The sequence below is a fragment of the Pseudomonas sp. P1_A1 genome (genome assembly GCF_056406935.1).
Genome location: NZ_JBFTZE010000007.1, coordinates 200,379 through 214,931 on the forward strand (window position 1 = coordinate 200,379; position 14,553 = coordinate 214,931).

General features: G+C 60.3%; 9 protein-coding genes. 6 read left to right on the forward strand and 3 right to left on the reverse strand.

The genetic code is table 11. From position 1 onward, the window contains the following. Positions 1–115 precede the first annotated feature (115 nt). From AC1D2Q_RS13155 to AC1D2Q_RS13175, 5 genes are all read left to right on the forward strand, one after another. Positions 116–4,657, forward strand: a complete 4,542-nt coding sequence (locus AC1D2Q_RS13155; protein ID WP_477813443.1) for a SpvB/TcaC N-terminal domain-containing protein — start codon at positions 116–118, stop codon at positions 4,655–4,657. Continuing rightward, entirely contained in the window at positions 4,657–7,452 is a 2,796-nt protein-coding gene (locus AC1D2Q_RS13160) for an RHS repeat domain-containing protein (protein WP_477813444.1), read from the forward strand. The genes AC1D2Q_RS13155 and AC1D2Q_RS13160 overlap by 1 nt, the downstream gene beginning before the upstream one ends. Before the next feature lie 94 nt (positions 7,453–7,546). Further along, the gene (locus AC1D2Q_RS13165; RefSeq protein WP_477813445.1) at positions 7,547–9,307 is read left to right on the forward strand and encodes a sensor histidine kinase; all 1,761 of its coding nucleotides are present in this window, start codon (positions 7,547–7,549) and stop codon (positions 9,305–9,307) included. Continuing rightward, on the forward strand, positions 9,307–10,638 hold the full coding sequence (locus AC1D2Q_RS13170) for a sigma-54-dependent transcriptional regulator (protein ID WP_477813446.1): 1,332 nt from the start codon (positions 9,307–9,309) through the stop codon (positions 10,636–10,638). The genes AC1D2Q_RS13165 and AC1D2Q_RS13170 overlap by 1 nt, the downstream gene beginning before the upstream one ends. Positions 10,639–10,894: 256 nt before the next feature. Further along, positions 10,895–12,214, forward strand: coding sequence for an MFS transporter (locus AC1D2Q_RS13175; RefSeq protein WP_018926549.1), 1,320 nt, complete (start codon positions 10,895–10,897; stop codon positions 12,212–12,214). A 66-nt stretch (positions 12,215–12,280) separates the two neighbouring features. On the opposite strand, the gene AC1D2Q_RS13180 is transcribed toward AC1D2Q_RS13175, so the two are convergent. Continuing rightward, entirely contained in the window at positions 12,281–13,036 is a 756-nt protein-coding gene (locus tag AC1D2Q_RS13180) for a COG4705 family protein (RefSeq protein WP_019581516.1), read from the reverse strand. A gap of 214 nt (positions 13,037–13,250) precedes the next feature. On the opposite strand from AC1D2Q_RS13180, the gene AC1D2Q_RS13185 reads away from it, so the two are divergent. Then, entirely contained in the window at positions 13,251–13,880 is a 630-nt protein-coding gene (locus tag AC1D2Q_RS13185) for a flavin reductase family protein (RefSeq protein ID WP_018926552.1), read from the forward strand. Here the strand turns inward: AC1D2Q_RS13185 and AC1D2Q_RS13190 are convergent, their stop codons facing one another. Both AC1D2Q_RS13190 and AC1D2Q_RS13195 read right to left on the reverse strand, forming a co-directional pair. Then, complete coding sequence (locus AC1D2Q_RS13190; RefSeq protein ID WP_019581518.1) at positions 13,881–14,111, reverse strand: hypothetical protein; 231 nt, start codon at positions 14,109–14,111, stop codon at positions 13,881–13,883. Positions 14,112–14,152: 41 nt separating this feature from the next. Continuing rightward, positions 14,153–14,506 (reverse strand): putative quinol monooxygenase, encoded by a 354-nt coding sequence (locus tag AC1D2Q_RS13195; protein ID WP_230174931.1) that lies wholly within the window; start codon positions 14,504–14,506, stop codon positions 14,153–14,155. Positions 14,507–14,553: the final 47 nt, after the last annotated feature.

Below are 14,553 nucleotides of genomic sequence, written 5' to 3' on the forward strand. Positions count from 1 at the left end.
ATCAATTTGATCTTGGAAAACCCTCCTCCCCTGTCAGATCTGACAGGTTACGTCTCGCCTCAGCCTTGATAGCGTTAATCCACCCACGCCCACCGCGTGTGCACCGGATGAAATCATGGCCGATCAAGACCTCAGCATCACCACGCCCTCCATCGCTAAAAGCTCATCGATCGCCATGATCGGCCAGGGCTTGCGCGGCGTGGGCCCGACCGGCGAAGCGTCATTCCAGCTGCCGCTGCCGATTTCTCCCGGACGCGGCGCCGACCCGCAGCTTGCGCTTACTTACAGCAGTCAGTCCGGCAATGGCCCGTTCGGCCTCGGCTGGAATCTGAACAACGGTCAAATCCGTCGTCGAACCAACAAGGGCGTGCCGCTGTATGGCGACGATGACGAAATCATCGGTCACGATTCGCAGATCTGCACGAAAGAACGCAATGTGGACGGCACGATCAAGTCCCGCACCGAAAGCAGCTTCAATGGCAAGGACATCGGTCCTCACACGGTGGTGCGCTTCACGCCGGAGGTCGAAAGCGATTTCAGCATCAGGGAACGCTGGGAGCCTGTCATCGCCCCGCCGGGCGAGCCGAAGGCGATTTTCTGGCTGGTGTCCGGCCCGGACGGTTCGTTGCATATGTACGGAAAAACAGCGGACTCGCGCGTGGCGGATCCGGGCGATCCGCTACGCGTGGGGATCTGGCTGCTCTGTGAAAGCATGACCGCCCACGGCGAACATATCTGTTACGTCTACAAGGCCGACGACCAGGACCCCGACCCTGTTCATGACTACAGTGCCCAGCGCTATCTGCATCAGGTCTTGTATGGCAACTTCACCGCCAGCCAGGATCTGTACAGCTGGACGGTCGATCATCTGACCGATCTGTACTGGCATTTTCATTTGCTGTTCGACTATGGGGAACGCCCCGTTTCCCTGACCGAAAAACCTGAATATGACGTCACCACCCTGCAACCCTGGCTGACCCGCCAGGATGCTTTCTCGGCCTTCGGGCACGGCTTTGAAGTCGGCACGCGCCGGCGCTGCGAGCAGGTGTTGATGTTTCATCAATTTCCCGTCGAACTACGCGCCAAAAAGGTACTGGTCCGGCGGCTGCTGCTCAAGTACAACGAGCACATGGAGAGTTGGAGCTACAGCCAGATCACCTCGGCCCACTATCAGGCCTGGGATGCCAGCGGCTTTGTGGAAAACACCCCACCGGTGCAGTTCGAGCATTCACCTTTGAGCATCAACAAAACACCCGTACGGTTGCTCGAACCCGACAACATGCCGGGCATCGAGGATGGCGGGTTCTACCAGTGCGTCGACCTTTACGGCGAAGGCTTGCCGGGTTTTCTCTGCCGCTATGACCAGTGCTGGTACTACCGGGAACCGTTGCGTACCGCGTCGGGGCCGGATGACATCGGTTACAGCCCATGGAAAGCGCTGGAAAACATTCCGGTGGCGAACCGCAATAAACCGGTGCTTCAGATACTGACCGATCTGACCGGCGATGGCCGTCTCGACTGGATCACGGCCCAACCGGGCTTGAGTGGTTTCCGCACGTTGAATGCAGATCGCACATGGGCCGAATTCAAGACCTTTGCCCAGTTCCCGGTAGAGTTTTTCAGTGCGTACTCACAGCTGGGCGACCTGGCTGGTGAGGGGCTTCTTTCGCTGGCAGTGATCGGGCCGCGCTCCGTGCGCGTTTACCGCAATAATCTTGAAGACGGTTTCCAGCAGGCTGAAGAGGTTCCCCATGAGCCCGGGGATGACCGGCTTCCCTTGTTCAGCAATGCCCCCAGCGAACTGGTGTTTCTGGGCAACCTGCTGGGCAGCGACACGACTGAGTTGTGCCGCATCCGCCACGACGAAATCAAATGCTGGCCAAATCTGGGCCATGGCAAATTCGGCAAGGGGCGGGTGCTCCCCGGTCCCGTGTTCGAGTACCACGAGTTCGATTCCGCACGGGTGCGGATCGCCGACCTCGACGGATCCGGGGCACCGGCATTGATCTATCTGAAGTCCGATGCGTTCGAGATTTATCTGAACCGTGGCGGCAAGGGCCTGGAGAGGGACCCGATCAGCGTGCCATGGCCTGAGGGTGTCCGATACGACCGACTGTGCGAGGTCACGTTCGCCGACCTGCAAGGCCTGGGCTGTGCCAGTCTGATCCTGACGGTGCCGCACATGAAGTCGCGCCACTGGCGCTACGACTTTGTGTCGGCCAAACCCTATCTGATCACCTCCAGCAACAACAACATGGGATGCAGTGCCCGCGTCGTCTACCGCAGTTCGGCGCAGGAATGGCTGGATGAAAAGCAGGAACGGCTTTCTGATAAGCCGCTGGAAGTCCCTGTGTGCTTTTTGCCGCTCACTGTGCAGGTTGTCAGTCGGCAATTGCAGCTGGACGAAATCACCGGCAACTGCCTGAGCCAGGGGTTCAAATACCGCGAAGGTTATTACGACCCGATTGCTCGTGAGTACCGGGGGTTCGGCCATGTGGAACAGACCGACAGCGAAAGCGCCACGGGTGCGGAGGATGCCGGTTTTACTGCGCCAGTGCGGACCTGTAGCTGGTTCGTCATCGGCCAGTTCATGGATCCGTCACGTGATGAGTATTTCGACAGGGATCCTGATGCCGTGCCGCTGGGCAAAACGTTGATCAGCGACTATGACCCTGTCAATGAATTCGACGTACCGTTCACACCGCCCGACGACAGCACCCTCCCGTATGAAATCGCCCGGGGGATGTCCGGGACGCTCATGCGGGTCGAAACCTACAACGGCGAAGACGACCCGCTCACGGCACGGCCTTACGCGGTCGAAGAGTATCGCTACCTGGTTCGCCAGGTGCGGCCTAAAGGTGAACACTATCCCGATGCGATCATCCTGCCTCTACCGGTCGAGAAGATCAGCTACCAGTACGAACAATTTATCGACGACCCCTTGTGCCGGCATGAAATCAATCTGCGCTGGAGCAAGTATGGTCTGCCCACGCACTCAGTGGCCATCAGCTATGCACGCCGCCGAACTGCAGGGGACACCCCGCCCTTTACCGACCCCGATGAACAACAGTGGTGGCGCGACGCCCATGACGACGCCCAGCAGTCTTACTACCTGAGCGAAACCCGCGCCCGGTTCATTGATCTGGATGAAAATCCGCAGCGTCGGCGGCTGGGCCTGCCCTGGCAGCAACGCAGCAATGCGTTGAAATTGCCCAAAGGCAAGCTACCGTCGGGTCTCAACCCGCAAGAAGTGTCCTACAAGGCACTGACAGAGCATCACGACTCGCCCGCCTGGAATACGCTGAGGGAGTTGACCGGGCAATCCGTGCAACGCTACCTGAAGACCGAAGACGGCACTGTATTGCCTGATGATCCTCCTCAAGAGGCGGCCGAATTCGAGGCCCTGGCCGGTCCACTGGAGGTGGCGCAACTGGACAAGACCGCGCTGGACGCCTACGGCATTCTGCCGCCGCCCTTCAACATCCGGGATGAACTGAAAGAAATCGGTTACACGCCGATGGATCCTCTGTTCGAGGAGCCGCCCGAGGAAGGCACCGAAAAAAATTTGTGGTCGTCGCACCACGGATTGGCCAAGTACGACAATCTGGCCGGGTTCTTCAAAGTGCTCGAGTACCACGAGACGCCCAGTCATGGCGTGACGAAAGCCGAGTACGACGACTATCGACTGGCGATCAAAAGCGTCGAACTGCCCGATGGTTGCACGACCCGGATCGAATACGACTATCACGCGCTGCAACCCGTGCGCATCATCGATGCCAACGAAAATACTCAGGAAGCCATTTACGAACCATCCGGACAGCCCCTGGCCATCAGTTTTTACGGCACCGAAAACGGCAGCGCCGCTGGCTTCAAGCCTTTGAGCGACTTCGAGCGCCCGATGGATCATCGCCCGGGTCCGGCTATCGAGAACCCGGTGGATGCCATCCAACAAGCCGCCAGTACGTTGCGCAAGGATCTGTTCAGCTGGATGGGGCAGCTACCGCCAGCTGTCAGCCCCGAACTGCTTGCTGAATGGATCGCCAACGGTGATGTCCTGCCCAGCGGACATATTTGCGCCAGCGCCCGCCAACGGTTGCAGCAAGGTGCAGCGATGAATGCGTCGGAACAAGCGTTGAGCGAACTCATCGCCACGGTTCGCCGCGAGCCGGTGCACAGCGTCGTCCTCAGCGCCGACCGTTACCCCGACGATCCTGTCCCGGCACAGATCCAGATCGTCAAAGCCTGCGTGGACGGCTTCGGCCGGGCGCTGCAAACCCAGCAATTGGTCGAGCCCGGCATGGCCTATGCGGTGGATGCCGACGGCAAGCTGATCATCGAGAACGGCCAGTTTCTTGAGGTATTCGCGGATCCGCGCTGGCGCATCAGCGAACGGGTCGAATACAACAATAAAGGCCTGCCGGTCCGGCAGTTCCGGCCGTTTTTCGCCAACACCCATGGCTACGTCGACGACCAGTCCCTGCACCAGCTCGGCTATTTCGATCAGCTGTTCTATGACGTGCTGGGCCGCGCGATCAAACTGATAAACGCCAAAGGGTATTTTTCCCGCGAGACGTATCATCCCTGGTATCACATCAGCGAAGACTTCAATGATACGGCCGAGCCGCCACCGGCGAAGCAAGCACGGAGATTGCACTGATGTCTGTCGCCATCCATCGACGCACGCCGTCGCTTCAGGTGAATGACAGCCGTGGTCTTGCGGTTCGCCGGATCGCCTACCTGCGTACCGTGGTCGGTGAAACGCCTGTCGCGCTGGTGACCCGGCAACAATATGATGTTGCCGGGCGATTGGTGACGCAATGGGATCCGCGATTGACGGTCGCGGCTCAGACCGATATGCACAATCTGTCGGGGGAGCCCTTGTTCAGCCATCATGTGGATGGGGGGCGCACCGTTCGTTTGATCGGCCTTGCGGGCGAGACACTCCAAGTGTGGGACGGGCGCGGTACGCGGCTACGTTACGAATACAACTCGCAACAGCGGCTGATCGCCGTGCATGAACGGGCCGCAGGTGAACCCGAACAGACCACCGAACGGATCTTCTTCGGTGGCAGCTCGCCCGAGGCGACCACCCGTAATGCGTGTGGCCGGGTCATCGAACACCTCGACCCCGCCGGCCAGCTCACCATTAGCAGCTACGATCTCAACGGGCAACCGCTGACCGAAACCCGACGTTTTCTCAACACGTCGAGTACACCGCACTGGACCCCAGACCCAGAGGATAACGAGCCTCAACTCGAACCCGAACGGTTTGCCACGAGCCACACCTACGACGCAACCGGCGCCTCGCTCAGCCGGCTCGACGCACGCAGTCACCTTCAATCCATGACCTACAACGTCGCCGGCCAATTAAGCAACATCGCCCTGCAACCTGCGAGGCAGCCACAGACCGTGGTGTATCACAGCCCGAGTTACAACGCCCACGGCCAACTTGAAAGCCAAACGTACGGCAACGGCACCGTCGATACGGCTACCTATAACCCGGCCGATGGGCGCGTGGTCGAACTCAAAACTCAATCGGCCATTGGCCAAACGCTGCAGCATTCGCGCTACACCTATGATCAGATGGGCAATGTCCTGGAGATCGTCGACCTGACCTTCACCCCCCGGCACTTCGCCAACCGGCGCATCACGAACAGCCAGGACTTTCGCTACGACAGCCTGGGTCGGCTGATCTATGCCACCGGCTGCGAAGCACAGGTGGACCCTGGCCATCCCGGCCTGCCGGACCTGAGCCCGATAGACGACAGCCTTTTGCGTAACTATTCGCAAAATTTTTCCTACAACGCCAACGGCGGCATGACCCTCCTGAGCCACCACAGTGACCATCCCGGGCAGTCCAAAACCCTGGAAATGGTGATCGCCCCCCAGAGCAACCGGGCACTGTCCAAGGACGGGGCCGAACCCGACTTTGCCAACAGCTTCGATCGATGCGGCAACCAGATTTTGTTGCAGCGCGGTGGTCAGCCCCTGCTCTACAACCTGCGCAACCAGCTCCTACGCTGCACGACGGTAGCCCGTGCCCTTCCCGCCGAGAGCGATCATGAACAGTTTGTCTATGGGGCCGACGGCAAACGACTGAGAGTCCTGCGAACCACTCTGGCGAAAAATACCGCGCTGATCGCCCAGATCCGTCATCTGCCGGGACTGGAGTTGCACGATGAAACGGACCAAGCCTTGGAAGTCATTGTGATCGACGCAGCCCCTCGCACGATCCGCTGCCTGCATTGGGCCAGCGGCAACCCGGGGATAGAGGATTATCAGCTGCGCTATAGCCATGGCGATCATCTGGGCTCATGCACCCTCGAGACGGACAAGAGCGGCCTGTTGATCAACCGTGAGCGATTCCATGCGTTTGGCACCACCGCCTCGTGGGCGAGCCGTTCGGTCGTGGAAGCGGACTACAAAACCGTGCGTTATAGCGGCAAAAAAATGGATGCCAGCGGTTTGTACAATTACGGGCTGCGCTATTACGCACCGTGGCTAAGGCACTGGATCGGCCCGGATCCATTGGGGAATGTGGACGGGTTGAATCGGTATTCGATGGTGAGGGGTAACCCGATGAACTTTGTTGATGAGCAAGGGGCCATGATGACGCCTCCTCCTTTATCGCCTGGACAAGTAGCGATTAATGTCCCCTCCACATCGTCGTCACGCAGAAGTTCCACTGCAAGCAATACGTCGCAAGTCTCTAGCACGCCTGCACTGGTGGACAATCCTGGAGAAAATCCTCCAGGCAAGTTGCCGCCCAAGCCTGAGCAATCGTGGGGTGAATGGGGCAAGGGAATGGCTTTAGCGGCCGTCAACTCTAGAGTCGGGTTGGCGTTGCTTCCGGTCGGAACATCATCACCTGCCAACGCAGCAATCGTCGCAACGCTGCTGACCGCAGCGGTACAGCTCACAGTGCACGCCACTATTTTCAACCCGGGCTGGTCTCCACCGGGCACGTGGAGTCCTGAGGGTGACGGTTCAATCCCGCCCAAAGACGTCACGCAAGACGCCAACCGTATCTTCAATATGACCAACGCCGGTGTAACCGCTGCCGGAACTTTGGCCGGGGTCGTGCTGGGTCCGGTAGTGGGGGGGTACGTCGACGAGTTCAGAGGCACCAAGGTCAAAGCGGACAACAAAGCCCAGGCAGGCAAGTGGATAGACACAATAGACAGGCTGATTGCGGAGCAGCGCCTTTTGGATGAAGTGTCTGTAAAGGCACAGACATCGCTGCGTGAACAGGTGCTGGAAGTCGAAGCGTTGACAGGCATTACCTGGCAAACAATGGGGATGCTCGAGAAAATTACCCGTTTGAGACCAGAAAACACCAGCGAAAGCAATGCATCGTCGCGTCGAGGATCCATATCCTCTCCCGGTGACACTGTTTTTCGCAGAGCAGGGTCAAGCCGAACTCCGATGCGCAGGACCAACATCCTTCGCTGACGGCTCAAGGGCGCCAGAACTTCTGACGCCTTTGTCTCTTCCGACGGGCACCATGCTATGGTGCCCGCCCGACCTACTCTCTGTTTGCGCCAGCATGCTGCCGACTTCCCGTACCCTGCGTCTGTCGTTGTATACCCTGCTAATCGTCGCCGGTGCCGTCCTCGCCGCCACCCTGGCCATCCGCCACGCCGAACGTCAGGCGCTGGAAGAAGACGCCGCCCGCGCCAACCAGCAACTGGCGCTGTACGCCAATTCCCTGCACACCCTGATCGACCGCTACCGCGCCCTGCCCGCCGTGCTGGCACTGGACCCGGAACTGCGTTCGGCATTAAACGGTCCGGTCAGCGCCGAACAGCAGGCCGCCCTGAATCGCAAACTGGAAAAAATCAACGGTGCCGCGCAGTCCTCGACCCTGGAACTGCTCGACCGCACCGGCCTGGCCGTGGCCGCCAGCAATTGGCGTTTGCCCAGCAGTTACGTCGGCCACAACTACGGTTTTCGCCCCTACTTCAGCCAGACCCGCACCCAGGGCGCCGGGCGCTTTTATGCGGTAGGCGTAACCAGTGGCATTCCCGGGTACTTCCTGTCCAGCGCGGTGACCGACGACAGTGGCGAGTTCCTCGGCGCCATGGTGGTGAAACTGGAATTCCCGGAGCTTGAGCGCGAATGGCGTCAGGGCAGCGACACACTGCTGGTCAGCGATGCGCGCGGGATCATCTTCATCGCCAACCAGCCGGGTTGGCGCTATCGCCAATTGAAACCGCTGAGCGACAGCGACCGCGCCGAACTCAAAGCCACCCGGCAATACGACAAACAACCGCTGACCCCGCTTGAGTATCAATCGGTGCGACGCTTCGACGACAACAGTGCCCTGACCCGGGTCGATGGCCCCGACGGCGGGGCGGATTACCTTTGGGAATCGCTGCCGCTGGCCGCCGAAGGCTGGACGCTGCACCTGTTGCGTCGCCCGCAAATCGCCTTCGAAGACCGCCGCAACGCCGGACTCGCCGCCGCCGGTGCCTGGTTGACGCTGGTGTTTCTGTTGTTGTTCCTCAATCAGCGTTGGCGGCTGGCGAAATTGCGTCAGCGCAGCCGTGAAGAACTCGAGCAACTGGTGGAAGAACGCACCCGGGATTTGCGCACCGCCCAGGACGGTCTGGTGCAATCGGCCAAACTCGCGGCCCTCGGCCAGATGTCGGCCGCCCTCGCCCATGAAATCAATCAGCCCCTGACCGCTCAGCGCATGCAGCTTGCTACGCTGAGGCTGCTGCTCGATCACGGCCGGGTCGACGAGGCCTACAAGGCATTGAAACCGGTGGACGACATGCTCACGCGCATGGCCGCCCTGACCGGTCACCTGAAAACCTTCGCCCGCAAAAGCCCCAGCGGTTTGCGCGAACGGCTGGATCTGGCGGCGGTGGTGGATCAGGCCCTGCAATTGCTCGACGCGCGCCTGCGCGATGAGCAGGTCAGCCTGGTGCTGCACCTGACTCGCCCGGCCTGGGTGCGTGGCGATGCGATTCGTCTGGAACAGGTGCTGATCAACCTGCTGCGCAACGCCCTGGACGCCATGCAGGGCAAACCCTGCAAGCGTCTGGAGATTCGCCTCGAAGCCGATGAACAACTGTGGCGCCTGAGTGTCATCGACAATGGCGGCGGCATTGCCGAAGAACATTTGAGCCAGGTGTTCGATCCGTTCTTCACCACCAAACCGGTGGGTGATGGCCTGGGCTTGGGGCTGGCCGTGTCCTTTGCCATCGTCCACGAAGCGGGCGGACGCCTGAGCGCCGATAATGGCGAAAAAGGCGCGGTGTTCACCCTGACGTTGCCCATCGATTTGGAGGTAGCTGCCTGATGCTCAATTCGGTGATGGTGGTCGATGACGAAAGCAGCATCCGCAGCGCCGTCGAACAGTGGCTGAGCCTGTCGGGGTTCGAGGTGCAACTGTTCAGCCGCGCCGATGAGTGCCTGGCGCAACTGCCGAAACATTTCCCCGGGGTGATTCTCAGCGATGTGCGCATGCCCGGCATGAGCGGGCTGGAGCTGCTGGCCGAAGTGCAGCGGCGCGACGCCGATTTACCGGTGATTTTGCTGACCGGTCACGGCGATGTACCGATGGCCGTCGAAGCGATGCGCGATGGCGCTTACGATTTCCTTGAAAAGCCCTTCAGTCCGGAAACCCTGCTGAGCAGCCTGCGCCGGGCGCTGGACAAGCGCCGTCTGGTGCTGGAAAACCGTGCCCTGCACGAGCAGGCGGACAATCGCGCCAAACTCGATGCCACCCTGCTGGGAGTGTCCCGTGGTTTGCAGACGCTGCGCCGGCAGGTGCTGGATCTGGCAACGCTGCCGGTCAATGTGCTGATCCGTGGCGAAACCGGCAGCGGCAAGGAACTGGTTGCCCGTTGCCTGCACGACTTCGGCCCCCGCGCCGACAAACCCTTCGTCGCCTTGAACTGCGCGGCGATTCCCGAGCAGTTGTTCGAGGCCGAACTGTTCGGCCATGAGAGCGGCGCGTTCACCGGCGCCCAAGGCAAGCGCATCGGCAAGCTTGAATACGCCGACGGCGGCACGCTGTTTCTCGATGAAATCGAAAGCATGCCGCTGGCCCAGCAAGTGAAACTGCTGCGGGTGTTGCAGGAGCAGAAGCTTGAGCGATTGGGCTCCAATCAGAGTATCCGCGTGGATTTGCGCATCATCGCTGCGACCAAGCCCGACTTGCTGGATGAAGCCCGGGCCGGGCGTTTTCGCGAGGACCTGGCGTATCGCTTGAACGTCGCCGAGCTGCGACTGCCGCCGTTGCGCGAGCGGCGTGAAGACATTCCACTGCTGTTCGAGTTCTTCGCGCAGAGTGCCGCCGAACGTCTTGGCCGTACCTTTCCACCGTTGAGCGGGCCGCAATTGAGCCATCTGCTGAGCCACGACTGGCCGGGCAATGTGCGCGAGCTGGCGAACGTCGCCGAACGGCAGGTGCTGGGGCTCGGTGAGCCGGAACCGGCGGGGATCGATCCCGGCCAGTCGCTGGCGGCGCAGGCGGAAGCTTTCGAAGCGCATTGCCTGCGCGCGGCGTTGACCCGGCACAAGGGCGATGTGAAAGCGGTGCTTGAAGAGCTGCAACTGCCGCGCCGTACCTTCAATGAAAAGATGCAGCGGCATGGGTTGAGCCGGGAGATGTTCCTCAGCGAATGACTATTAGGATCAAAAGATCGCAGGCTTCGCCAGCTCCTACGGGTGTACGCCAATCCCATGTAGGAGCTGCCGAAGGCCGCGATCTTTTCGGCGGTTTCCCGCTCACCACCCTCCGAAAGATAAGCGGATTTCCGCTCACCAAAACCTCAAACCCCCACTAAACCGGCCCTCCTCTCCTTGGCACAGCTCCTGCTATAGCCCTCGCAGGCTGCGTTTCAACGCGCTCCACAAAAACAATTAAATGAAGGATCCTTCAATGGATAACTCCAACGCCCTGCCCCTTGGGTCGGCTGCCGTGCCGGCTAAAGAAAGAAGCACCGCCAGCCGGATCAAATCGATCTTCAGCGGTTCTGTCGGCAACATGGTCGAGTGGTACGACTGGTACGTCTACGCCGCCTTCTCCCTGTACTTCGCCAAAGTCTTCTTCCCCAAAGGCGACACCACCGCCCAACTGCTCAACACCGCCGCAATCTTCGCCGTGGGCTTCCTGATGCGCCCGATCGGCGGTTGGCTGATGGGCCTCTACGCTGACAAGGCCGGCCGTAAAGCCGCGCTCATGGCGTCGGTCTACCTGATGTGCTTCGGCTCGCTGCTGATCGCCCTGAGCCCGGGCTATGAAACCATCGGTATCGGCGCGCCGATCCTGCTGGTGTTCGCCCGCCTGCTGCAAGGTTTGTCGGTGGGGGGTGAGTACGGCACCTCGGCGACGTACCTCAGTGAGATGGCGACCAAGGAACGTCGCGGCTTCTACTCCAGCTTCCAGTACGTGACGCTGATCTCCGGCCAGCTCATCGCTCTGGGTGTGCTGATCGTGCTGCAAAATTTCCTGACCACCGAAGAGCTGTACGCCTGGGGCTGGCGCATTCCGTTCGCCATCGGCGCGCTGTGTGCCGTGGTCGCGCTGTATCTGCGTCGTGGCATGGAAGAAACCGAGTCGTTCACCAAGAAAGAGAAAGCCCGAGAAAGCGCGATGCGCACCTTGCTGCGCCATCCCAAGGAACTGATGACCGTGGTCGGCCTGACCATGGGCGGCACGCTGGCGTTCTACACCTACACCACGTACATGCAGAAATACCTGGTGAACACCGTCGGCATGAGCATTTCCGACTCCACCACGATTTCCGCGGCCACGCTGTTCCTGTTCATGTGCCTGCAACCGATCATCGGCGGGCTGTCGGATAAAGTCGGTCGTCGGCCGATCCTGATTGCCTTCGGCATTCTCGGGACGCTGTTCACCGTACCGATCCTGACCACCCTGCACACCATCCAGAGCTGGTGGGGCGCGTTCTTCCTGATCATGGCGGCGCTGATCATCGTCAGCGGCTACACCTCGATCAACGCGGTGGTCAAAGCCGAACTGTTCCCCACCGAAATCCGCGCCCTGGGCGTCGGCCTGCCATACGCACTGACCGTGTCGATCTTCGGCGGCACCGCTGAATACATCGCGCTGTGGTTCAAGAGCATCGGCATGGAAACCGGTTACTACTGGTATGTCACGGCGTGCATCGCGGTGTCGTTGCTGGTGTACGTGACCATGAAAGACACCCGCAAGCATTCGCGGATCGAGACCGACTGACAGCAATATTGATAGTGGCTGTACCGTCCTCTTCGCAGGCAAGCCCGCGAAGAGGACGACTCAGTCTCAAGTCAACTCGGCCGCCGTCTGCTTCGCGTACTTGCCCTGCACGTAAGACGCCCCCGCAATCATCACCACCAGAATCCCCGCCAACACCAGCGACGAACCGATGGTGCCGAAATCCAGGCCACCCTTGGCATGGGGTTTGGTCAGGAAGTCGCCCAAGGTCGCGCCGAATGGTCGCGTCAGCACGAACGCCACCCAGAACAGCAGCACCGACGAAATCTTCGTGAAGTATTTCAACAGCACCACCAGCGCAATGGTCGAACCAATCAGCAGCGCACCACCGGCAAAACCCAGGCCCGAGTCGTCGGCCAGGTAATCGCCAAGCGCCGTGCCCAGGGTGTTGGAAAACAGAATCGCCATCCAATAGAACATCTCGCCCCGGAAGGTCTGGACCTTGGTGACGTTCAGCGAATCGCCGCTCAAGCGCCAGGCCGCGAAAATCCCCAGTAGAATCGCAATCAGGATCATCGAACCCGTGGCGTAGCCCAATTCAAGGGTGCGGTCCATGAAGTCGGACATGGTGGTGCCGGCGGTGCTGGTCGACAGGATCACGATCCAGTACAGCACCGGCTTGTAGGTTTTGGACATCAACTGCGTGACCAGCGTCAGCACAAAGACGCTGATCAGGATCAGCGAGCTGATGGCGTAACCGACATTAAGGGTCATCGACAACAAATCCCCCGCGGTTTCACCCAGGGTCGTTGCGCAGATTTTCATGACCCAGAACGCCAGGGTGATCTGAGGAAGTTTATTCATTCAAGGCAAGCTCCAGTTCGTGGCGGTCGTTTCTTCGGGTTATTGACCGGTGCGCAGACTGGCGGTGGAGCGGTGAAAAATAGGTAAGTGCAGGATGAAAATTCTGTCACTCGGGCAAAAGAGCGCGATTTTTGCAGTAACAAAATCCCGAGCTGGAATTTACGCGATACGGCCTGCACTATTTGCCATCCCGAACGCCCCAGGAATTCACTCCATGCCCGACGATATCCATTTCTACGAACCCGCCAACGGCCATGGCCTGCCCCATGACCCGTTCAACGCCATCGTCGGCCCGCGTCCCATTGGCTGGATTTCCTCCCAGGACGCCAACGGTCGCCTGAACCTGGCGCCCTACAGTTTCTTCAACGCCTTCAACTACATCCCGCCGATCATCGGGTTCTCCAGTGTCGGGCGCAAAGACAGCCTGAACAACATCGAACAGACCGGCGAGTTCGCCTGGAACCTGGCGACGCGTCCGCTGGCCGAGCAGATGAACCAGAGCTGCGCCATGGTCGGGCCGGAAGTCAACGAGTTCGAACTGTCCGGGCTGACCACCGCCGCGTCGAAAATCATTCAGGTGCCACGGGTCGCCGAAAGCCCGGTGTCCTTCGAGTGCAAGGTCACGCAGATCATTCAGTTGCAGCGCGCCAACAAGGAAGTGGTGCCGAGCTGGCTGATTCTCGGCGAAGTGGTCGCCGTGCATATCGCCAAATGGCTGTTGAAGGATGGGGTGTACGACACCGCCGCGGCAGAACCGATTCTGCGCGGCGGCGGACCAGCGGATTATTTTCAGCTGGGGCCAGAGGCACTGTTCAAGATGTTCCGCCCGGGGGCGGTCAAGTGATTACCAGAGCAGGTCGGCGTCTTGTTTGACGTCTTTGAGGTGGGTCAGCTCTTTGGCCGCGGCCTCGTCGGCTTCATGAGCGGTCTTGAACGTCTGGCCTTCCAGCACTTTGTGAAAAACCGGGGCACCGGAACCACCGAGGGCTTTGACGGCAATCGCGGCGTGGTAACCGCCCTCGCCCGGTACTACTGCTGAAACGGCTTCGAAGTGTTCAAAGGCTTTACGTGCCATGTCGCGGATCCTGGCTAATGGAGAGTTGCGCCATTAAACCCTCAACCGGCCAGTTTGTGTACCGCTGCCTGGGACTGGCCGAGGGCCTGGGTCGCCGAGACATCCTTGAAGGTATGGAAATCCAGGCTGTTGACCACCATATCCTGCACCAGCTCGGCAAAAATCTGCATCGCCGGACTGCCGAAGTAAGCGGTCATCGCCTGTTGGCTGGCCCAGAAACCGGACACCAGCCACAGCTCGGGATCACATTGCGAGTGCTGCAGGGCGAAGCTCAGGCAACCCGGCGCGTTGCGCGACGGTTCGATCAGGGCGCTCAGGCGCGCACCGAGTTCTGCCGAACGCCCGGCGCGGGCGCGAACGAAGGCCATATGACTGACGGGGATCTGCGTAGACATGTTCAACCCTCCCAGGGAGTCGAGTGGCAGCCGTGGGACGGGCTGCG

Excerpts from the sequence above, each read along its gene's own strand:
- AC1D2Q_RS13155 (WP_477813443.1), top strand. The coding sequence starts at position 116 with ATGGCCGATCAAGACCTCAGCATCACCACGCCCTCCATCGCTAAAAGC.
- AC1D2Q_RS13160 (WP_477813444.1), top strand. The coding sequence starts at position 4,657 with ATGTCTGTCGCCATCCATCGACGCACGCCGTCGCTTCAGGTGAATGAC.
- AC1D2Q_RS13165 (WP_477813445.1), top strand. The coding sequence starts at position 7,547 with ATGCTGCCGACTTCCCGTACCCTGCGTCTGTCGTTGTATACCCTGCTA.
- AC1D2Q_RS13170 (WP_477813446.1), top strand. The coding sequence starts at position 9,307 with ATGCTCAATTCGGTGATGGTGGTCGATGACGAAAGCAGCATCCGCAGC.
- AC1D2Q_RS13175 (WP_018926549.1), top strand. The coding sequence starts at position 10,895 with ATGGATAACTCCAACGCCCTGCCCCTTGGGTCGGCTGCCGTGCCGGCT.
- AC1D2Q_RS13180 (WP_019581516.1), bottom strand. The coding sequence starts at position 13,036 with ATGAATAAACTTCCTCAGATCACCCTGGCGTTCTGGGTCATGAAAATC.
- AC1D2Q_RS13185 (WP_018926552.1), top strand. The coding sequence starts at position 13,251 with ATGCCCGACGATATCCATTTCTACGAACCCGCCAACGGCCATGGCCTG.
- AC1D2Q_RS13190 (WP_019581518.1), bottom strand. The coding sequence starts at position 14,111 with ATGGCACGTAAAGCCTTTGAACACTTCGAAGCCGTTTCAGCAGTAGTA.
- AC1D2Q_RS13195 (WP_230174931.1), bottom strand. The coding sequence starts at position 14,506 with ATGTCTACGCAGATCCCCGTCAGTCATATGGCCTTCGTTCGCGCCCGC.